Here is a 20818-nt window from a genome sequence, read left to right on the forward strand (position 1 = left end):
GATTTCAGACTCCAGGCTGTTCCCAACGGACGCACTACGCCCGCTAAAAGGAGGCGTGATTCTATAGACGCCCCAATTTAGTGTCAACCCAATAAAAAAAGCCCCCGCTGAGCGGGGGCTTTTTCAATCGGTCGAGTGATTACTCGATGATTTTGGCTACGACGCCGGCGCCGACGGTACGACCGCCTTCACGGATGGCGAAACGCAGGCCGTCTTCCATTGCGATGGTCTTGATCAGAGTGACAGTCATCTGGATGTTGTCACCTGGCATTACCATTTCAACGCCTTCCGGCAGTTCGCAGTTACCGGTCACGTCAGTGGTACGGAAGTAGAACTGAGGACGGTAGCCTTTGAAGAACGGAGTGTGACGGCCGCCTTCTTCCTTCGACAGGACGTAGACTTCTGCGGTGAACTTGGTGTGCGGCTTGACCGAACCTGGCTTGACCAGAACCTGGCCACGCTCAACGTCGTCACGCTTGGTACCACGCAGCAGAACGCCGCAGTTCTCGCCAGCACGACCTTCGTCCAGCAGCTTGCGGAACATCTCAACGCCGGTGCAGGTGGTGGTGGTGGTGTCACGCAGACCAACGATTTCCAGCGGATCCTGAACGCGGACGATACCACGCTCGATACGGCCGGTAACAACGGTACCACGACCCGAGATCGAGAACACGTCTTCGATCGGCATCAGGAACGGCTGGTCGATGGCACGAACTGGCTCAGGAATGTAGCTATCCAGAGTCTCTACCAGCTTCTTGACAGCGGTAGTGCCCATTTCGTTGTCGTCTTTGCCTTCCAGCGCCATACGAGCCGAACCGATGATGATCGGGGTGTCGTCGCCCGGGAAGTCGTAGGTGGACAGCAGGTCGCGAACTTCCATCTCGACCAGTTCCAGCAGCTCAGCGTCGTCTACCAGGTCAGCCTTGTTCAGGAAGACCACGATGTACGGAACGCCTACCTGACGGGACAGCAGGATGTGCTCACGGGTTTGTGGCATCGGACCATCGGCGGCCGAGCAAACCAGGATCGCGCCGTCCATCTGGGCAGCACCGGTGATCATGTTCTTCACGTAGTCAGCGTGACCTGGGCAGTCAACGTGAGCGTAGTGACGAATGTTCGAGTTGTACTCGACGTGAGCGGTGTTAATGGTGATACCGCGCGCTTTTTCTTCTGGAGCCGAGTCGATCTTGTCGAACTCAACAACGGCCGAACCGAAAACTTCGGAGCAGACGCGGGTCAGAGCTGCAGTCAGAGTGGTCTTACCGTGGTCAACGTGGCCGATGGTGCCGACGTTAACGTGGGGAAGGGAACGATCAAATTTTTCTTTAGCCACGACAGTGAACCTCTTGCCTAAAGGGGATTAGCCTTGTTTTTTAACGAGTGCTTCGACGATGTTCGACGGAGCTTCGGCGTATTTGGAGAATTCCATGGAGTAGCTTGCGCGACCCTGAGACATGGAACGAACGTCGGTTGCGTAACCGAACATCTCTCCGAGCGGCACCTCAGCAGTGATTACCTTGCCGGACACCGAGTCTTCATTACCCTGGATCATCCCGCGACGACGGCTCAGGTCACCCATCACGTCACCCAGGTAGTCTTCCGGGGTTACAACTTCAACCTTCATGATCGGCTCGAGCACCACGCCACCGCCCTTCTGGGCCAGTTGCTTGGTTGCCATCGACGCAGCGATCTTGAACGCCATTTCGTTGGAGTCGACGTCGTGGTACGAACCGTCGAATACCGTGGCCTTCAGGCCGAGCAGCGGATAGCCGGCAACAACGCCGTTTTTCATCTGCTCTTCGATACCTTTCTGGATCGGGGCGATGAATTCCTTAGGAATCACACCACCAACGACTTCGTTGGTGAACACCAGACCTTCGGTGATGTTGCCTTTCTCGTCGACGTCCGGCTCCGAGAAACGGATCCAGCAGTGACCGAACTGACCACGACCACCCGACTGACGAACGAACTTGCCTTCGATTTCGACGTTGGACTTGGTGATCTTCTCGCGGTACGAAACCTGCGGCTTGCCGACGTTGCACTCGACGTTGAACTCGCGCTTCATGCGGTCAACGAGGATGTCCAGGTGCAGCTCACCCATACCGGAGATGATGGTCTGGCCGGTTTCTTCGTCGGTCTTGACGCGGAACGACGGGTCTTCCTGGGCCAGCTTGCCCAGAGCGATACCCATCTTCTCCTGGTCAGCCTTGGTTTTCGGCTCTACAGAGAGCGAAATCACCGGCTCAGGGAAGTCCATACGCTCAAGGATGATCGGCTTGTCGGCGTTGCAGAGGGTGTCACCAGTGGTGACGTCCTTCATGCCGATCAGAGCAGCGATGTCGCCTGCACGTACTTCCTTGATCTCTTCACGCTGGTTGGCGTGCATCTGCACCATACGACCAACGCGCTCTTTCTTGCCCTTGACCGAGTTGATGACGGAGTCACCGGAGGTCAGGAAGCCCGAGTAGACGCGGACGAAGGTCAAGGTACCCACGAACGGGTCGGTAGCGATCTTGAACGCCAGGGCCGAGAACGGCTCGTTGTCGTCAGCAGGACGCTCGTCGTACTGCTCTGGCTTGACTTCATCCTTCGGCACGTCGATCAGATCAGGGTGGATACCCTTGATCGCAGGGATCTCGGTTGGCGCAGGCAGGTAGTCAATAACGGCATCGAGAACCAGGGGAACGCCCTTGTTCTTGAACGAAGAACCGCAGACAGCAGGAACGATCTCGCTCGCCAGGGTACGAGCGCGCAGACCAGCCTTGATGTCTTCGACGGACAGGTCACCTTCTTCAAGGTACTTGTTCATCAGCTCTTCGTTGGCCTCGGCAGCAGCCTCGACCATGTTGTTGCGCCATTCGTTGGCCAGGTCCACCAGCTCAGCAGGAATTTCTTCCTCGCGGTAGGTGGTACCTTTGTCGTCGTCGTTCCAGTAGATGGCTTTCATCTTGATCAGGTCAACCTGACCCTGGAAGTCATCTTCTGCACCGATGGCCAGCTGAACCGGAACCGGGGTGTGACCCAGACGGTTCTTGATCTGACCTACAACGCGCAGGAAGTTAGCACCGGCACGGTCCATCTTGTTCACGTAGACAACACGTGGAACGCCGTACTTGTTGGCCTGACGCCATACGGTTTCGGACTGCGGCTCAACGCCGGAGGTACCGCAGAACACAACGACCGCGCCGTCGAGTACGCGCAGCGAACGCTCTACTTCAATGGTGAAGTCAACGTGGCCGGGGGTATCGATGACGTTTACGCGGTAGTTGTCGTACTGACCACGGGAACCTTTCCAGAAGGTGGTAACGGCAGCGGAGGTAATGGTGATACCGCGCTCCTGCTCCTGCACCATCCAGTCGGTGGTCGCGGCGCCGTCATGCACCTCGCCCATCTTGTGGCTCAGACCTGTGTAGAACAGGATCCGCTCGGTAGTGGTGGTCTTGCCCGCGTCAACGTGGGCACAGATACCAATGTTACGGTAGCGGTTAATTGCTGTAGTACGAGCCATAAAGCCCTCGCAAAGTGATTGATGCTTGAATTAGAAGCGGTAGTGCGAGAACGCTTTGTTGGCTTCAGCCATACGGTGAACGTCTTCACGCTTCTTGACTGCAGCACCTTTGCCTTCGGCAGCATCCAGCAGTTCACCGGCCAGACGCAGGGCCATCGACTTCTCGCCGCGCTTGCGGGCGTAGTCTACGAGCCAGCGCATTGCCAGAGCGTTACGACGGGATGGACGAACTTCAACCGGAACCTGGTAAGTGGCACCGCCAACACGGCGGGACTTTACTTCGACCAGCGGAGCGATGGCGTCGAGAGCTTTCTCGAAGATTTCCAGGGGGTCGCTGTTCTTGCGTGCTTTGACAGTATCCAGGGCACCGTAAACGATGCGCTCGGCTACGGCCTTCTTGCCGCTTTCCATCACGTGGTTCATGAACTTGGCGAGGATCTGGGATCCGTACTTCGGATCGTCCAAAATCTCACGTTTTGCTGCTACACGACGTCTTGGCATGATAAGCCCTCAAACGGTCTTCAGGTTAGCCCGGGACGCGGGTCTTCGACCCCTGCCCGACCTTACTCTTATCGACTCAAAAAAATGGATGTCTGCAAACGGCCGATTACTTCGGACGCTTGGTACCGTACTTCGAACGACCCTGGTTACGGCCTTTGACGCCCGAAGTATCCAGAGAGCCGCGAACGGTGTGGTAACGAACACCTGGCAAGTCTTTTACACGGCCGCCACGAATCAGGACGACGCTGTGCTCTTGCAGGTTGTGGCCTTCACCACCGATGTACGAGGAAACCTCGAAACCGTTGGTCAGACGCACACGGCATACTTTACGCAGTGCCGAGTTAGGTTTTTTCGGCGTGGTGGTGTACACACGAGTGCACACGCCACGACGCTGCGGGCAGTTCTGCAGCGCAGGAACGTCGGACTTCTCGACCGAACGCTTACGCGGCTGACGTACCAGCTGGTTGATAGTTGCCATCTACTAGCTCCACTGATTGTCTTGCGACTCTATTGTCTTGCAAGAAAGCCAAAAATTGGCGAGACAGAGCCTCACCAAATTTAGGGGTACAAAAGTCTAAAGAGGATCTTGCACCCAGTCAAGACGAGGCCCCGGCCCTCCCCGCCCGGCCATCGGCAACAATTCATGTCACCGATGGCCTTGCGGGATGCGCCGGGGCCCTGCCCTGTCTTAGTTACCGCTGGAATTCAGCGCTTCGGTCAGTGCGGCTTCCACCTCACTGGCGCTAACACGCAGCGGCTTGTCGGCATCACGGCGACGCTTGCGCTCGCTGTGGTAAGCCAGACCGGTACCGGCCGGGATCAGACGACCCACGACCACGTTCTCTTTCAGGCCGCGCAGGTAATCGCGCTTGCCGGTTACCGCCGCTTCGGTCAGTACGCGGGTAGTTTCCTGGAAGGAAGCCGCGGAGATGAACGACTCGGTCGACAGCGACGCCTTGGTGATACCCAGCAGTACACGAGTGAACTTCGAAATGAACTTGTCTTCGGCGGCGAGACGCTCGTTCTCGACCAGCACCTGAGTCAGTTCCATCTGGTCGCCCTTGATGAAGCTGGAATCGCCCGACTCGGAGATCTCAACTTTACGCAGCATCTGACGCAGGATGGTCTCGATGTGCTTGTCGTTGATCTTCACGCCTTGCAGACGGTAAACGTCCTGGATCTCGTTGACGATGTACTTGGCCAGCGCGCTCACACCCAGCAGACGCAGGATGTCGTGCGGATCGCTCGGACCGTCCGAGATAACTTCGCCGCGGTTTACCTGTTCGCCTTCGAAGACGTTCAGGTGGCGCCACTTCGGAATCAGCTCTTCGTACGGATCGCTGCCATCGGTCGGGGTAATGACCAGGCGACGCTTGCCCTTGGTCTCTTTACCGAAAGCAATGGTGCCGCTGACTTCAGCCAGGATCGAGGCTTCTTTCGGACGACGCGCTTCGAACAAGTCGGCAACGCGTGGCAGACCACCGGTGATGTCACGGGTCTTCGACGTTTCTTGCGGGATACGCGCGATAACGTCACCGACGCCGATCTGGGCACCGTCAGCCACACCTACCAAGGCGTTGGCGGGCAGGAAGTACTGAGCCGGTACGTCGGTACCTGGCAGGTACAGGTCCTTGCCAGCAGCATCGACCATCTTGATTGCCGGACGAATTTCCTTGCCAGCGGCAGGGCGATCCTTGACGTCCATCACTTCGATGTTGGTCAGGCCGGTCAGTTCGTCGGTCTGACGCTTGATGGTGATGTTTTCTTCCATGCCCACGAAGGTCACGGTACCTTTCAGTTCGGTCACGATCGGGTGGGTGTGCGGGTCCCACTTGGCGACGATGGCGCCAGCTTCGACCTTCTCACCTTCCTTAACCGAAATCACCGCACCGTAAGGCAGCTTGTAGCGCTCACGCTCACGACCGAATTCGTCGGCAATAGCCAGCTCGCCGGAACGCGATACGGCAACCAGGTTGCCATCGGCACGCTCGACCTGCTTCAGGTTGTGCAGACGCACCATACCGCCGTTCTTCACCTGGACGCTGTCGGCAGCCGAAGTACGGCTTGCAGCACCACCGATGTGGAACGTACGCATGGTGAGCTGGGTACCCGGCTCACCGATCGACTGTGCAGCGATAACGCCGACAGCTTCACCGATATTCACCTGATGACCGCGAGCCAGGTCGCGACCGTAGCACTTGGCGCAGATGCCGTAGCGGGTTTCGCAGCTGATCGGCGAACGCACGACCACTTCGTCGATGCTGTTCAGTTCGATGAACTCGACCCACTGCTCGTCGACCAGGGTGCCGGCAGGAACGATAACGTCCTCGGTACCTGGCTTGAACACGTCGCGAGCGATGACACGACCCAGTACGCGCTCACCCAGCGGCTCGACAACGTCGCCGCCTTCGATGTGCGGAGTCATCAGCAGACCCTGGTCGGTGCCACAGTCGATCTCGGTCACGACCAGATCCTGCGCCACGTCTACCAGACGACGAGTCAGGTAACCGGAGTTCGCAGTCTTCAGTGCGGTATCCGCCAGACCTTTACGCGCACCGTGAGTCGAGATGAAGTACTGGAGTACGCTCAGACCTTCACGGAAGTTCGCGGTGATCGGCGTCTCGATGATCGAGCCGTCCGGCTTGGCCATCAGACCACGCATACCGGCCAGCTGACGAATCTGTGCCGCAGAACCACGCGCACCGGAGTCGGCCATCATGTACATCGAGTTGAAGGACTCTTGGTCGACTTCGTTGCCTTCGCGGTCGATGACCTTCTCTTTCGAGAGGTTGGCCATCATCGCCTTGGACACTTCGTCGTTCGCCTTCGACCACAAGTCGATGACCTTGTTGTACTTCTCGCCCTGGGTTACCAGACCGGAAGCGTACTGGCTCTCGATTTCCTTCACTTCATCGGTAGCGCTGTTGATGATGCGCGCCTTCTCATCCGGGATGACGAAGTCGTTCACACCAATGGACACACCAGAGATGGTGGAGTAGGCGAAACCGGTGTACATCAGCTGGTCGGCGAAGATAACGGTCTCTTTCAAACCCACCACGCGGTAGCACTGGTTGATCAGCTTGGAGATCGCCTTTTTCTTCATCGGCTGGTTGACCACGTCGTACGGCAGACCTGCCGGTACGACCTGGAACAGCAGCGCACGGCCGACGGTGGTGTCGACGATACGGGTGTTCTTGGTGATGCTGCCATCACGATCTTTCACGGTCTCGTTGATGCGGACCTTGATTTTCGCGTGCAGGGCAGCCTCACCGGCGCGGAATACGCGGTCGACTTCCTGCAGGTCGGCGAACACGCGACCTTCGCCCTTGGCGTTGATGGCTTCACGGGTCATGTAGTACAGACCCAGTACAACGTCCTGCGACGGAACGATGATTGGCTCACCGTTGGCTGGCGACAGAATGTTGTTGGTCGACATCATCAGCGCACGCGCTTCGAGCTGGGCTTCCAGCGTCAGCGGCACGTGAACGGCCATCTGGTCACCGTCGAAGTCGGCGTTGTACGCGGCGCAGACCAGCGGGTGCAGCTGGATAGCCTTACCTTCGATCAGAACCGGTTCAAAGGCCTGGATACCCAGACGGTGCAGCGTCGGTGCACGGTTGAGCAGGACGGGGTGTTCGCGGATCACCTCGGCGAGAACGTCCCAGACCTCTGGCAGTTCGCGCTCGACCATCTTCTTGGCGGCCTTGATGGTGGTCGCCAGACCACGCATTTCCAGCTTGCCGAAAATGAACGGCTTGAACAGCTCGAGAGCCATCTTCTTCGGCAGACCGCACTGGTGCAGACGCAGGGTCGGGCCTACGGTAATTACCGAACGGCCGGAGTAGTCCACACGCTTACCGAGCAAGTTCTGACGGAAGCGACCTTGCTTACCTTTGATCATGTCAGCCAGCGACTTCAGCGGACGCTTGTTCGAGCCAGTGATGGCGCGACCGCGACGGCCGTTGTCGAGCAGGGCGTCGACCGCTTCCTGCAGCATGCGCTTTTCGTTGCGCACGATGATGTCCGGCGCCGACAGATCGAGCAGGCGCTTCAGACGGTTGTTACGGTTGATCACCCGACGATACAGGTCGTTCAGGTCGGAGGTCGCGAAGCGGCCGCCATCCAGCGGAACCAGCGGACGCAGGTCCGGCGGCAGAACTGGCAGGACGGTCAGAACCATCCACTCAGGCAGGTTGCCCGAGCCCTGGAAAGCTTCCATCAGCTTCAGGCGCTTGGACAGCTTCTTGATCTTGGTTTCCGAGTTGGTCTGCGGAATCTCTTCGCGCAGGCGACCAATCTCATGCTCCAGATCGATAGCGTGCAGCAGCTCGCGGACAGCCTCGGCACCCATACGGGCGTCGAAGTCGTCACCGAACTCTTCCAGCGCTTCGAAGTACTGTTCGTCGTTGAGCAGCTGACCCTTCTCGAGGGTGGTCATGCCCGGGTCGATCACGACGTAGCTCTCGAAGTAGAGCACGCGCTCGATATCACGCAGGGTCATGTCCATCAGCAGGCCGATACGGGACGGCAGCGACTTCAGGAACCAGATATGGGCGACCGGCGAGGCCAGTTCGATGTGCGCCATACGCTCACGACGAACTTTTGCCAAGGCAACTTCAACGCCGCACTTCTCGCAGATCACACCGCGGTGCTTCAGGCGCTTGTACTTGCCGCACAGGCACTCGTAGTCCTTGACTGGGCCAAAGATCTTGGCGCAGAACAGGCCGTCACGTTCAGGTTTGAACGTACGGTAGTTGATGGTCTCGGGCTTTTTGACTTCACCGAACGACCACGAACGGATCATTTCAGGCGACGCCAGACCGATGCGGATGGCGTCGAACTCTTCGACTTGACCCTGGTTTTTCAGCAAATTCAGTAGGTCTTTCAAGGCCTTTCCTCCTGGCGGAGCAGGGAGCGGGCATTACCTGCCCCACTCCCCTTCGCGTCACGTGTTATTCGGTTTCCAGATCGATATCGATACCGAGCGAACGGATCTCTTTGATCAACACGTTGAAGGACTCGGGCATGCCCGGCTCCATACGGTGATCGCCATCCACGATGTTCTTGTACATCTTGGTACGGCCGTTCACGTCGTCCGACTTCACTGTGAGCATTTCTTGCAGGGTGTATGCCGCGCCGTATGCTTCCAGCGCCCACACTTCCATCTCCCCGAAACGCTGACCACCGAACTGCGCCTTACCACCCAGCGGCTGCTGGGTAACCAGGCTGTAGGAACCAGTGGAACGCGCGTGCATCTTGTCGTCCACCAAGTGGTTCAGCTTGAGCATGTACATGTAACCAACGGTCACAGGACGCTCGAACTTGTTGCCGGTCCGGCCATCGAACAGCTGCATCTGGCCGCTTTCTGGCAGGTCAGCCAGTTTCAGCATGGCCTTGATCTCACGCTCCTTGGCACCATCGAAGACCGGAGTGGCCATTGGCACACCTTTCTTCAGGTTGTTCGCCAGAGCGATGATCTCTTCGTCGGTGAACGACTCCAGGTTCTCCTGACGACCACCGATCTCGTTGTAGATCTCGGTGAGGAACGCACGCAGTTCAGCGATCTTGCGCTGCTCTTCGATCATCCGGTCGATCTTCTCGCCCAGACCTTTGGCCGCGAGGCCCAGGTGGGTTTCGAGGATCTGACCGACGTTCATACGCGAAGGTACGCCCAGCGGGTTCAGCACAACGTCTACCGGAGTACCGTTGGCGTCATGCGGCATGTCTTCGACCGGCATGATGACCGAGACGACACCCTTGTTACCGTGACGACCGGCCATCTTGTCACCCGGCTGGATGCGACGGCGGATAGCCAGGTAGACCTTGACGATCTTCAGTACGCCCGGTGCCAGGTCATCACCTTGCTGCAGCTTGCGCTTTTTGTCTTCGAACTTGTCGTCCAGCAGACGGCGGCGGTCGACGATGTACTGCTGAGCCTTTTCCAGCTGCTCGTTCAGTGCATCTTCAGCCATGCGCAGCTTGAACCACTGGCCGTGCTCCAGACCGTTCAGGACTTCGTCGCTGATCACGGTGCCTTTCTTCAGGCCCGCGCCACCGTCGACCACCTGACCGTTCAGGGCAGAACGCAGACGCTCGAAGGTAGCACCTTCGACGATGCGGAACTCTTCGTTCAGGTCCTTACGGATTTCGTCCAGCTGCATCTTCTCGATGGCCAGGGCGCGGCTATCGCGCTCGACGCCATCACGGGTGAAGACCTGTACGTCGATGACGGTGCCTTTGGTGCCGGTTGGCACGCGCAGGGAGGTGTCTTTGACGTCGCTGGCCTTCTCACCGAAGATCGCACGCAGCAGTTTTTCTTCCGGAGTCAGCTGGGTCTCGCCTTTCGGGGTGACCTTGCCGACCAGGATGTCGCCGGCGCCAACTTCAGCACCCACGTAGACGATACCGGCCTCATCCAGCTTGTTCAGCGCAGCTTCACCCACGTTCGGGATGTCCGCGGTGATTTCCTCTGGGCCAAGCTTGGTATCACGGGCCACACAGGTCAGTTCCTGAATGTGGATCGTGGTGAAGCGGTCTTCCTGAACCACACGCTCGGACAGGCAGATGGAGTCTTCGAAGTTGAAGCCGTTCCACGCCATGAACGCGATGCGCATGTTCTGACCCAGTGCCAGTTCACCCATGTCGGTGGACGGGCCGTCGGCCATGATGTCGCCACGTGCGACCACATCACCTTTGCTCACCAGCGGACGCTGGTTGATGCAGGTGTTCTGGTTCGAACGGGTGTACTTGGTCAGGTTGTAGATATCCACACCGGCTTCGCCGGTCTCGACTTCGTCATCGGCAACGCGAACGACGATACGGCTAGCATCGACCGAGTCAATCACGCCACCACGGCGAGCGACCACGCAGACACCGGAGTCACGGGCGACGTTGCGCTCCATGCCGGTACCCACCAGCGGTTTGTCGGCGCGCAGGGTCGGTACAGCCTGACGCTGCATGTTCGAACCCATCAAGGCACGGTTGGCGTCGTCGTGCTCGAGGAACGGAATCAACGAGGCCGCGACAGAAACAACCTGCTTCGGCGAAACGTCCATCAGCGTGACGTCTTCCGGCGCCTTGACGGTGAATTCGTTCAGGTGACGTACTGCTACCAGCTCGTCGATCAGTTGCTTCTTCTCGTTCATTGCGGCCGAAGCCTGTGCAATGACGTGATCGGCTTCTTCGATCGCGGACAGGAATACGATGTCGTCGCTGACCACACCCTCTTTCACCACGCGGTACGGGCTTTCCAGGAAGCCGTACTGGTTGGTGCGGGCGTACGCCGCCAGGGAGTTGATCAGACCGATGTTCGGACCTTCCGGCGTTTCGATCGGGCACACGCGACCGTAGTGGGTCGGGTGTACGTCACGTACTTCGAAGCCAGCACGCTCACGGGTCAGACCGCCCGGGCCGAGTGCAGAGACGCGGCGCTTGTGGGTGATCTCGGAGAGCGGGTTGTTCTGGTCCATGAACTGCGACAGCTGGCTGGAACCGAAGAACTCTTTCACCGCCGCCGCAACCGGCTTGGCGTTGATCAGGTCTTGCGGCATCAGGCCTTCGCTTTCAGCCATCGACAGGCGTTCCTTGACCGCGCGCTCTACACGCACCAGGCCAACGCGGAACTGGTTCTCGGCCATCTCGCCGACGCAACGAACGCGACGGTTACCCAGGTGGTCGATGTCGTCGACAATGCCTTTGCCGTTACGGATATCGACCAGGGTCTTGAGGACTTCGACGATATCTTCCTTGCTCAGTACGCCCGAACCTTCGATCTCGGTACGACCGATACGACGGTTGAACTTCATGCGACCGACAGCGGACAGGTCGTAACGCTCGGCGCTGAAGAACAGGTTGCTGAACAGGGTCTCGGCGGCGTCCTTGGTTGGCGGCTCGCCTGGACGCATCATGCGATAGATCTCGACCAGGGCTTCCAGCTGGTTGCTGGTGGTGTCGATCTTCAGGGTGTCCGAAATGAACGGACCGCAGTCGATGTCGTTGGTGTACAGGGTCTCGATGCGAACGACCTGAGCCTTGGCGATCTTGATCAGCAGATCGGTGGTCAGCTCGGTGTTGCACTCGGCCAGGATCTCGCCAGTGGCCGGGTGAACGATGGCCTTGGCGGTGGTGCGACCCAGTACGTACTCCATCGGCACGTCCAGCTCTTTCACACCAGCCTTTTCCAGCTGGTTGATGTGGCGCGCAGTGATACGACGGCCTTGCTCGACGATGACCTTGCCGCTGCCGTCATGGATGTCCATGACTGCGACTTCACCACGCAGACGCTGCGGCACCAGCTCCAGGCTCAGTTTCTCGCCGGAGATGTGGAAGACGTTGGTGGTATAGAAGGTGTTCAGCACTTCTTCAGTGCTGTAGCCCAGGGCGCGCAGCAGTACCGAGGCCGGCAGCTTGCGGCGACGGTCGATACGCACGAACACGCAGTCTTTCGGGTCGAACTCGAAGTCCAACCACGAACCGCGGTAAGGGATGATACGAGCGGAGTACAGCAGCTTGCCGGAGCTGTGGGTCTTGCCACGGTCGTGGTCGAAGAACACACCAGGCGAACGGTGCAACTGGGAGACGATCACACGCTCGGTACCGTTGATAACGAAGGTACCGTTCTCAGTCATCAGGGGAATTTCACCCATGTAGACTTCTTGCTCTTTGATGTCCTTGATCGCTTTGTTCGACGATTCCTTGTCGAAGATGATCAGGCGCACCTTCACACGCAGCGGAACCGCGAAGGTCACACCACGCAGGACACATTCCTTCACATCGAAGGCCGGCTCGCCCAGGCGATAGCCGACGTACTCCAGGGCAGCATTGCCGGAGTAGCTGATGATCGGGAATACCGATTTGAAGGCCGCATGCAGACCGACGTCGCGGAACTGGTCCTTGGATGCTCCCGCCTGCAGGAATTCGCGATACGAATCCAGCTGGATGGCCAGGAGGTAAGGCACATCCATGACGTCCGGCAACTTGCTAAAGTCCTTGCGGATACGTTTTTTCTCAGTGTATGAGTAAGCCATCAGCATTCCCCAGCTTGGTCACCTGCTTGTTTGGCATCTCCCGGCGGGAGCAGCCGAAAATCGTGCAAACCCCTTGGTTTGCGCCACCCTCTTGGGTGTCTTGCAGCTCGTTATCGGGGCCGACCTGATCGGCCACCAATAACGGAAAAAGGCCGGTGGCATAAGCCACCAGCCATCAGCCCTTCGCTCAACGCTCGGACTGGAGTCGCAAAGTCGAAATTACTTCAGCTCGACTTTAGCGCCTGCTTCTTCCAGCTTCTTCTTAGCGTCTTCAGCGGCTTCTTTCGAAACGCCTTCAGCTACAACCTGAGGAGCGCCATCGACTTTCTCTTTGGCTTCTTTCAGGCCCAGACCGGTCAGCTCGCGAACGGCTTTGATCACGTTCACTTTCTTGTCGCCGGCTTCAACCAGGACAACGTTGAACTCGGTCTGCTCTTCAACAACGGCAGCAGCAGCAGCTGGGCCAGCAGCGGCAACAGCAGCGGTAACGCCGAAGGTTTCTTCCATTGCTTTGATCAGCTCAACAACTTCCAGAACGGTTTTCTGGCCGATTGCTTCGATGATTTGCTCGTTAGTCAGGGACATGACTTAAATCCTGTATTGGGGTGACAGCCTACGCAGCCATCAAATTAAACGTATGATTTTGAAAGAGTTGCGCGTGCCTTAGGCAGCGGTAGCTTCTTTCTGGTCGCGAATGGCTGCCAGAGTACGAGCCAGCTTGCTGGTGGCGCCTTGGATCACGCTCATCAGTTTTGCGATAGCTTCGTCGCGGGTCGGCAGGGTAGCCAACACGTCGATCTGGTTCGCTGCAATGAAATTGCCGTCAAACGCAGCTGCCTTGATCTCGAACTTGTCCTGACCCTTGGCAAACTCCTTGAACAGACGGGCAGCAGCGCCCGGGTGTTCGTTGGAGAAGGCAATCAGGGTCGGGCCTTTGAACGCGTCGCTGAGGATCGAAAATTCGGTGCCTTCAACAGCGCGCTTGAGCAGGGTGTTACGTACGACACGTACGTAAACGCCAGCTTCGCGGGCCTCTTTACGGAGTCCGGTCATTGCGCCTACAGTCACACCACGGGCATCGGCCACGACAGCGGACAGAGCGACTTTGGCAGCCTCGTTGACTTCAGCGACGATGGCCTTCTTGTCTTCGAGTTTAATTGCCACGGGTTTACTCCTGGTTTCTACCGTTTCATCCAGCCGAGGCCGGATGTCGTTTTGGTGTCTGATTCGCGAACGAATCGGGAGCACCATCTGCGTAGGCTTTTGGTTTAAGGCTTGCGCCGCCTACGGTCTTGGATAGCCCCCGCCAGGCAGGGACCCCAATTTGATAGCCGGTACGACCAGGTCGCACCGGCCGAGCATTACACGTTCAGCGAGCTCTGATCGATGATCAGACCTGGGCCCATGGTGGTGCTCAGGGTAACGCGCTTGACGTAGATACCTTTCGAGGAAGCTGGCTTGATACGCTTCAGATCAGCGATCAGGGCTTCAACGTTTTCCTTCAGCTTGTTGGCTTCGAAACCAATTTTGCCTACGGAGGTGTGGATGATACCGTTCTTGTCGGTACGGTAGCGAACCTGACCGGCCTTGGCGTTCTTGACGGCGCCAGCCACGTCTGGAGTCACGGTACCAACTTTCGGGTTAGGCATCAGGCCGCGAGGACCCAGGACCTGACCCAGCTGACCTACAACGCGCATGGCATCAGGCGATGCGATAACGACGTCATAGTTCAGGTCGCCGCCTTTCATTTCGGCAGCCAGATCGTCCATACCTACGCGATCAGCGCCGGCAGCCAAAGCGGCTTCAGCAGCTGGACCCTGGGTGAAGACAGCAACGCGAACGGTCTTGCCAGTGCCGTGTGGCAGCACAGTAGCGCTACGAACGACCTGGTCGGATTTACGCGGGTCAACACCGAGGTTAACAGCGATGTCGTAGGACTCGACGAACTTGGCGGCAGGCAGCGAAGCCAGCAGGGTTGCCGCTTCTTCGAAGTTGTAGGATTTGCCAGCTTCGATTTTCTCGGCGATTGCCTTTTGACGCTTGGTCAGCTTAGCCATTACACACCCTCCACGTTCAGGCCCATGCTACGGGCAGAGCCGGCGATGGTGCGCACAGCTGCATCCAGGTCAGCGGCGGTCAGATCAGCCTGCTTGGTCTTGGCGATCTCTTCCAGCTGAGCACGGTTCACGGTACCGACTTTAACGGTGTTCGGGCGAGCCGAACCACTGGTCAGGCCAGCAGCTTTCTTCAGCAGAACCGAGGCAGGGGTGCTCTTGGTTTCGAAGGTGAAGCTACGGTCGCTGTAAACAGTGATGATCACTGGAGTCGGCAGACCTGGCTCTTGACCCTGAGTACGGGCGTTGAAAGCCTTGCAGAACTCCATGATGTTCACACCATGTTGACCCAGTGCTGGACCAACGGGTGGGCTTGGGTTGGCCTGGCCGGCCTTTACTTGCAGCTTGATGTAAGCCTGAATCTTCTTAGCCATGAGCTACTCCAAAATCGGGTACGAACGCCAGATGGCTCCCCGGATAACTTGCGTTTTATCCCAGTGACGACAAAACCCCGCAGCACGTAGGGCTGCGGGGTATGGGATGCTGCGTTCCGCTAGACCTTTTCGACCTGGCTGAACTCGAGCTCTACCGGAGTAGAGCGACCGAAAATAAGCACTGCAACCTGCAAGCGGCTCTTTTCGTAGTTAACTTCTTCGACACTGCCGTTGAAATCAGCGAAGGGACCGTCAATGACGCGAACCACTTCACCCGGCTCGAACAGCGTCTTGGGCTTAGGCTTATCACTGCCATCGGCGACGCGACGCAGGATGGCCTCAGCTTCTTTATCAGTGATCGGCGCGGGCTTATCCGCGGTACCACCAATGAAACCCATGACACGAGGGGTATCCTTGACAAGGTGCCAAGTCCCTTCGTTCATCTCCATCTGAACCAGCACATAGCCCGGGAAGAACTTGCGCTCGCTCTTACGCTTCTGGCCATTGCGCATTTCGACGACTTCCTCGGTCGGAACCAGGATCTCGCCGAACTCGTCTTCCATGCCAGCCAGCTTGACGCGCTCTACCAGGGAGCGCATCACATGCTTCTCGTAACCCGAGTAAGCATGCACAACGTACCAACGCTTAGCCACGGGACACCCTTAGCCAACAATCAAGGAGACCAACCAACCGAGCAGGGAATCGAGCCCCCACAACAGCAGCGCCATAACCAGAACTACAGCCACGACGATAAGCGTGGTCTGAGTGGTCTCTTGGCGGGTCGGCCACACGACTTTACGAATCTCGGCACGAGCTTCCTTCGCCAGCGTAAAGAACGACTTACCCTTGGCGGTCTGCAGAGCAACGAAGCCCGCGACAGCAGCCAGAACAAGCAGAACGAGTACGCGATACAGAATCGGAGAGGCGGAGTAATATTGATTACCCACGACACCTACGACTACCAATGCGACAACAGCGAGCCACTTGAACAGATCAAAACGCGATTCTTGGGCTTCAGTTTTGGGAGTCATCGGGGAGGATCCTGTAAGAAGAAAGCCAATCACACCGAGGTGAATGGCAGGTCAGGAGGGAATCGAACCCCCAACCTACGGTTTTGGAGACCGTCGCTCTGCCAATTGAGCTACTGACCTTTAACGCTGTATCAGGCCGGCCATTATACCGGCCCGATCAAGTAAATCAACTACTTATTCAATAATTTTTGCTACGACGCCGGCGCCGACGGTACGACCGCCTTCACGGATGGCGAAACGCAGGCCATCTTCCATTGCGATGGTCTTGATCAGAGTGACAGTCATCTGGATGTTGTCACCTGGCATTACCATTTCAACGCCTTCCGGCAGTTCGCAGTTACCGGTCACGTCAGTGGTACGGAAGTAGAACTGAGGACGGTAGCCTTTGAAGAACGGAGTGTGACGGCCGCCTTCTTCCTTCGACAGGACGTAGACTTCTGCGGTGAACTTGGTGTGCGGCTTGACCGAACCTGGCTTGACCAGAACCTGGCCACGCTCAACGTCGTCACGCTTGGTACCACGCAGCAGAACGCCGCAGTTCTCGCCAGCACGACCTTCGTCCAGCAGCTTGCGGAACATCTCAACGCCGGTGCAGGTGGTGGTGGTGGTGTCACGCAGACCAACGATTTCCAGCGGATCCTGAACGCGGACGATACCACGCTCGATACGGCCGGTAACAACGGTACCACGACCCGAGATCGAGAACACGTCTTCGATCGGCATCAGGAACGGCTGGTCGATGGCACGAACTGGCTCAGGAATGTAGCTATCCAGAGTCTCTACCAGCTTCTTGACAGCGGTAGTGCCCATTTCGTTGTCGTCTTTGCCTTCCAGCGCCATACGAGCCGAACCGATGATGATCGGGGTGTCGTCGCCCGGGAAGTCGTAGGTGGACAGCAGGTCGCGAACTTCCATCTCGACCAGTTCCAGCAGCTCAGCGTCGTCTACCAGGTCAGCCTTGTTCAGGAAGACCACGATGTACGGAACGCCTACCTGACGGGACAGCAGGATGTGCTCACGGGTTTGTGGCATCGGACCATCAGCGGCCGAGCAAACCAGGATCGCGCCGTCCATCTGGGCAGCACCGGTGATCATGTTCTTCACGTAGTCAGCGTGACCTGGGCAGTCAACGTGAGCGTAGTGACGAATGGTCGAGTTGTACTCGACGTGAGCGGTGTTGATGGTGATACCGCGCGCTTTCTCTTCTGGAGCCGAGTCGATCTTGTCGAACTCAACGATTGCCGAACCGAAAACTTCGGAGCAAACGCGGGTCAGAGCTGCAGTCAGAGTGGTCTTACCGTGGTCAACGTGGCCGATAGTGCCGACGTTAACGTGGGGAAGGGAACGATCAAACTTTTCCTTAGCCATCGATACAGTCCTCCGCAGAAGAAATAGTCATTGCGCTGATAAAACAAAGGCAGATATTTTCATATCTGCCTTTGTCTAAATGGAGCTCTTGAGCGGACTTGAACCGCTGACCTCACCCTTACCAAGGGTGTGCTCTACCAACTGAGCTACAAGAGCGAAACTCTTTGTGCAAAACCTGCAAAACTTGGAGCGGGTAGCGGGAATCGAACCCGCATCATCAGCTTGGAAGGCTGAGGTTCTACCACTAAACTATACCCGCGGAGCTTGCAGCTCTCGCTAAACTGGTGGAGGGAGAAGGATTCGAACCTTCGAAGCTCTCGCAACGGATTTACAGTCCGTCCCCTTTGGCCGCTCGGGAATCCCTCCAGATGTGGCCGGCATTCTATTTCTCTGCCGCCCCACTGTCAAGCATTTTTTTCAATTAAATCTGAAAGTTAGCTGCGTTGACATCACTTCCGGTACTACCACCTCAGTGGCGTTCCCTCTGAAGCGGGCGCCATTCTATCAACCTATTCGCCAGTTGCAATACCCTGGCAGAAAATAATTTTATGTTTTAAGTCTTTGAAATCGTTGGAAAGAGTAGCCAGGACTGCTGCATCCAGTAAACGCTCGCTTTGCGGGGCGATCTTGAGCCACATCCCATCTGCTCCTGGCAACTGCCCAGACACCGGCGCGGCCGAAATATCAAGGCTCAATAACCGCTGGCGCAGCGCATCGAGCTGCTCGCGAGCAGCAAGCCCCCCCACTACCAGGCATTCATCCCGGCGCGGCGGCGGCGCGGCGCCCCCCGTCTCTCGCAACAGGCGGATTTCCTGCTGCGTACCTTTGTACAGCGAAAGCGGGGCGACATCCTTGGCCTTGAGCGGGGCGCCCTGCTGATGCCAGACGTAGTAGAAGGCATTCAGCACCAGCAACAGCAGAAACAACCAACGCATAAGCACCTCAGTCCAATGGACAGGCCATTGCAAGGCCAACGAATACCAGGTCAGGAACCACACGCGCCTGAGGCGCAGCATCACGTACGAGTGGCGCATCACCACCAGTCAGGAACACTGTGAAGCGCTCGCCCCACAGGGCACGTGCCTGCTCAAGCTGGATGCGCGCAAAACCTTGTAGCATCAGCACACACCCGCGCTCGACAGCCTCGACAGTTGAACGCCCCGGTGCAAGGCTGCTCAACGCTCGCTCGGCAGAGGCATCGTCGTAACGGATACGCCGCGTATGCGTGCGCAGCTGGCTACGCATCAGCGGCATGCCAGGGCAGATATAGCCACCCAAGTGTTCGCCATCGGGGCCGACGAAATCCGCCTTGGCGGCAGTCCCCAGATCAATCACCAAGCAAGCTCCCTTCGCCAGATGAAAAGCCCCCAGAGCCGCCAACCAGCGATCCATACCCAGGCGCTGATAGTCGTCATAGCCATTGCGCACCCCTGCCATTTCACGCGCAGGCTCAGCCACCCTGGCGAACACGCCGAACGCCTGAGCAATCAACGCACATAGCGCTGCCGTTTCCTCTTCGCTGCGCACACTCACGATACGACAGCCTGCGAGGCATAACTGGGAGAGTGCTGCGACCTCATCCAGCAGAGCCTGGTCCGAGTCGACGATGCCTCCACCCACGATGGCGGCGTCCGCCGCGTGAATCACACGCCACTTGATAAAGCTGTTACCGCAATCGAGCTCAAGAATCATCACGCAACCTCAAACTGAGCTCACCACCACTGAAGCTCTTCTCCACACCGTCGACCTCAAGACGCAAACCACCCTGCCCATCCACGCCCAACACCACGCCGTCGATCTGGCTGTTACCTGCAATCAACGAAACATTACGCCCCTGCCAGAGATGCGCTTGCTCCCACTCCTCCTGGAATGCTGCGAAGCCATAGCGACGGTGACGCTCCAACTCACGCTTCAATTGACGACTTAAGGTAGCCACCAACTGATTGCGATCAATTGCCGCGCCCACTTCACGCCGTAAGGACGTCCACTGCTGATCGACTTGTTCATTGGCCTGCATGTTCACATTGATGCCTATACCCAGCACGACATGGCAAACATCCGCCGGATCACCGACCAACTCAAGAAGAATACCGGTGATCTTCTGCCCGCGAACCAAAACGTCGTTGGGCCACTTCAGCCCGACTCCCTTCACACCAAACCCTTGTAGCGTACGCATCACAGCGAGCCCCACCACCAAGCTCAATCCCTCGAGCTGGCGCATGCCACCTTCGACACGCAGGACCAAGCTGTAATACAGGTTCTCAGCGAAGGGACTCACCCACATACGGCCACGTCGGCCACGACCAGCAGTCTGACGCTCAGCCAGTACTAGAAATGGCGCCGCATGACCTTGCCCGGCAAGGCGCAAGCCTTCAGCATTGGTCGAATCGATGGTTTGGTGAATGAAAACCGGCCATGACTCGCCTTCAGCAAATTCGCTGATGGCTTGCGTGTCGAGCAAGACCAATGGCGCAGCCAGCTGGTAGCCACGCCCACGGACCTTGTGAATAGTGAGGTTAAACTCACCTTCCAGGTGTTGCAGCTGCTTCCAAACGGCGCTGCGACTCACCCCGAGCGCTGCCCCCAAAGCCTCTCCGGAATGGAACCGGCCGTCCTTGAGGAGATTCAACAACTTCAGCATGCCAGTCTCGACTTGGAATAAGGCAGGCATGATAGCTAGGGGGGCTTGGCTTGCATAGGAAAAGGGCTGTACGCAGCAGGCAGTGCCGACGAGCATTTCGGCCATTTTTGGCCAGCAGGAAAAGACAAAACCCCTACCTGCTTACGCAGATAGGGGTTTTGCGAAATGAATCTTGACGATGACCTACTCTCACATGGGGAAGCCCCACACTACCATCGGCGATGCATCGTTTCACTACTGAGTTCGGGATGGGAT

Annotated in this window: 16 protein-coding genes and 4 tRNA genes; all 20 read right to left on the reverse strand. The window is 57.7% G+C overall.

The window, feature by feature from the left end:
* Positions 1 to 139: 139 nt before the first annotated feature.
* The 20 genes from tuf (ACNFIC_RS04055) to birA all read right to left on the reverse strand — a co-directional run bounded on the left by tuf (ACNFIC_RS04055) (position 140) and on the right by birA (position 20563).
* On the reverse strand, positions 140 to 1333 hold the full coding sequence (gene tuf / locus ACNFIC_RS04055; protein ID WP_053868071.1) for an elongation factor Tu: 1194 nt from the start codon (positions 1331 to 1333) through the stop codon (positions 140 to 142).
* A gap of 27 nt (positions 1334 to 1360) precedes the next feature.
* Positions 1361 to 3508: an elongation factor G gene (fusA, locus tag ACNFIC_RS04060; RefSeq protein ID WP_138221849.1), complete on the reverse strand. Its 2148-nt coding sequence runs from the start codon at positions 3506 to 3508 to the stop codon at positions 1361 to 1363.
* A 30-nt stretch (positions 3509 to 3538) separates the two neighbouring features.
* The gene (gene rpsG / locus ACNFIC_RS04065; protein WP_003246741.1) at positions 3539 to 4009 is read right to left on the reverse strand and encodes a 30S ribosomal protein S7; all 471 of its coding nucleotides are present in this window, start codon (positions 4007 to 4009) and stop codon (positions 3539 to 3541) included.
* 106 nt (positions 4010 to 4115) lie between these two features.
* Positions 4116 to 4487 (reverse strand): 30S ribosomal protein S12, encoded by a 372-nt coding sequence (rpsL, locus tag ACNFIC_RS04070; protein WP_003255492.1) that lies wholly within the window; start codon positions 4485 to 4487, stop codon positions 4116 to 4118.
* A 210-nt stretch (positions 4488 to 4697) separates the two neighbouring features.
* Positions 4698 to 8897 carry a DNA-directed RNA polymerase subunit beta' gene (rpoC, locus tag ACNFIC_RS04075; protein ID WP_138221850.1) on the reverse strand — a complete coding sequence of 1400 codons (4200 nt, stop codon included), beginning with the start codon at positions 8895 to 8897 and terminating at the stop codon, positions 4698 to 4700.
* Positions 8898 to 8961: 64 nt separating this feature from the next.
* Positions 8962 to 13035: a DNA-directed RNA polymerase subunit beta gene (gene rpoB / locus ACNFIC_RS04080; RefSeq protein WP_138221851.1), complete on the reverse strand. Its 4074-nt coding sequence runs from the start codon at positions 13033 to 13035 to the stop codon at positions 8962 to 8964.
* A 219-nt stretch (positions 13036 to 13254) separates the two neighbouring features.
* Positions 13255 to 13620, reverse strand: coding sequence for a 50S ribosomal protein L7/L12 (rplL, locus tag ACNFIC_RS04085; RefSeq protein WP_003255496.1), 366 nt, complete (start codon positions 13618 to 13620; stop codon positions 13255 to 13257).
* A 78-nt stretch (positions 13621 to 13698) separates the two neighbouring features.
* Complete coding sequence (gene rplJ, locus ACNFIC_RS04090; RefSeq protein WP_138221852.1) at positions 13699 to 14199, reverse strand: 50S ribosomal protein L10; 501 nt, start codon at positions 14197 to 14199, stop codon at positions 13699 to 13701.
* Between the two features lie 197 nt (positions 14200 to 14396).
* The gene (rplA, locus tag ACNFIC_RS04095; protein ID WP_416780013.1) at positions 14397 to 15092 is read right to left on the reverse strand and encodes a 50S ribosomal protein L1; all 696 of its coding nucleotides are present in this window, start codon (positions 15090 to 15092) and stop codon (positions 14397 to 14399) included.
* The gene (gene rplK / locus ACNFIC_RS04100; RefSeq protein ID WP_023382638.1) at positions 15092 to 15523 is read right to left on the reverse strand and encodes a 50S ribosomal protein L11; all 432 of its coding nucleotides are present in this window, start codon (positions 15521 to 15523) and stop codon (positions 15092 to 15094) included. The genes rplA and rplK overlap by 1 nt, the downstream gene beginning before the upstream one ends.
* 119 nt (positions 15524 to 15642) lie before the next feature.
* Positions 15643 to 16176, reverse strand: a complete 534-nt coding sequence (gene nusG, locus ACNFIC_RS04105; RefSeq protein WP_110996446.1) for a transcription termination/antitermination protein NusG — start codon at positions 16174 to 16176, stop codon at positions 15643 to 15645.
* A gap of 9 nt (positions 16177 to 16185) precedes the next feature.
* The gene (secE, locus tag ACNFIC_RS04110) at positions 16186 to 16554 is read right to left on the reverse strand and encodes a preprotein translocase subunit SecE (protein ID WP_138221854.1); all 369 of its coding nucleotides are present in this window, start codon (positions 16552 to 16554) and stop codon (positions 16186 to 16188) included.
* A gap of 44 nt (positions 16555 to 16598) precedes the next feature.
* A tRNA-Trp gene (locus tag ACNFIC_RS04115) sits at positions 16599 to 16674 on the reverse strand.
* 54 nt (positions 16675 to 16728) lie between these two features.
* Positions 16729 to 17922 (reverse strand): elongation factor Tu, encoded by a 1194-nt coding sequence (gene tuf / locus ACNFIC_RS04120; protein ID WP_003255489.1) that lies wholly within the window; start codon positions 17920 to 17922, stop codon positions 16729 to 16731.
* Positions 17923 to 18002: 80 nt separating this feature from the next.
* Positions 18003 to 18078 (reverse strand) — tRNA-Thr (locus ACNFIC_RS04125).
* A gap of 29 nt (positions 18079 to 18107) precedes the next feature.
* Positions 18108 to 18181, reverse strand: a tRNA-Gly gene (locus ACNFIC_RS04130).
* Between the two features lie 23 nt (positions 18182 to 18204).
* A tRNA-Tyr gene (locus ACNFIC_RS04135) sits at positions 18205 to 18288 on the reverse strand.
* A 143-nt stretch (positions 18289 to 18431) separates the two neighbouring features.
* Positions 18432 to 18857, reverse strand: coding sequence for a hypothetical protein (locus tag ACNFIC_RS04140; protein ID WP_138221881.1), 426 nt, complete (start codon positions 18855 to 18857; stop codon positions 18432 to 18434).
* Positions 18858 to 18864: 7 nt separating this feature from the next.
* A complete protein-coding gene (locus ACNFIC_RS04145; RefSeq protein ID WP_138221882.1) occupies positions 18865 to 19614 on the reverse strand; it encodes a pantothenate kinase in 750 nt (249 codons plus the stop codon).
* Positions 19604 to 20563 (reverse strand): bifunctional biotin--[acetyl-CoA-carboxylase] ligase/biotin operon repressor BirA, encoded by a 960-nt coding sequence (gene birA / locus ACNFIC_RS04150; protein ID WP_138221883.1) that lies wholly within the window; start codon positions 20561 to 20563, stop codon positions 19604 to 19606. Before birA ends, ACNFIC_RS04145 begins: the two co-directional genes overlap by 11 nt.
* Between the last annotated feature and the right edge of the window lie 255 nt (positions 20564 to 20818).

Source organism: Pseudomonas sp. NY15463, from assembly GCF_048068415.1.
In the GTDB taxonomy this organism is placed as follows: domain Bacteria; phylum Pseudomonadota; class Gammaproteobacteria; order Pseudomonadales; family Pseudomonadaceae; genus Aquipseudomonas; species Aquipseudomonas mosselii_C.

Coding starts and splice junctions, on each gene's coding strand:
- rpoB (WP_138221851.1), bottom strand. CDS start 13,035: ATGGCTTACTCATACACTGAGAAAAAACGTATCCGCAAGGACTTTAGC.
- birA (WP_138221883.1), bottom strand. CDS start 20,563: ATGCTGAAGTTGTTGAATCTCCTCAAGGACGGCCGGTTCCATTCCGGA.
- rplA (WP_416780013.1), bottom strand. CDS start 15,092: ATGGCTAAGCTGACCAAGCGTCAAAAGGCAATCGCCGAGAAAATCGAA.
- secE (WP_138221854.1), bottom strand. CDS start 16,554: ATGACTCCCAAAACTGAAGCCCAAGAATCGCGTTTTGATCTGTTCAAG.
- rplK (WP_023382638.1), bottom strand. CDS start 15,523: ATGGCTAAGAAGATTCAGGCTTACATCAAGCTGCAAGTAAAGGCCGGC.
- ACNFIC_RS04140 (WP_138221881.1), bottom strand. CDS start 18,857: ATGCGTTGGTTGTTTCTGCTGTTGCTGGTGCTGAATGCCTTCTACTAC.
- rplL (WP_003255496.1), bottom strand. CDS start 13,620: ATGTCCCTGACTAACGAGCAAATCATCGAAGCAATCGGCCAGAAAACC.
- rpsG (WP_003246741.1), bottom strand. CDS start 4,009: ATGCCAAGACGTCGTGTAGCAGCAAAACGTGAGATTTTGGACGATCCG.
- tuf (WP_003255489.1), bottom strand. CDS start 17,922: ATGGCTAAGGAAAAGTTTGATCGTTCCCTTCCCCACGTTAACGTCGGC.
- ACNFIC_RS04145 (WP_138221882.1), bottom strand. CDS start 19,614: ATGATTCTTGAGCTCGATTGCGGTAACAGCTTTATCAAGTGGCGTGTG.
- fusA (WP_138221849.1), bottom strand. CDS start 3,508: ATGGCTCGTACTACAGCAATTAACCGCTACCGTAACATTGGTATCTGT.
- rpsL (WP_003255492.1), bottom strand. CDS start 4,487: ATGGCAACTATCAACCAGCTGGTACGTCAGCCGCGTAAGCGTTCGGTC.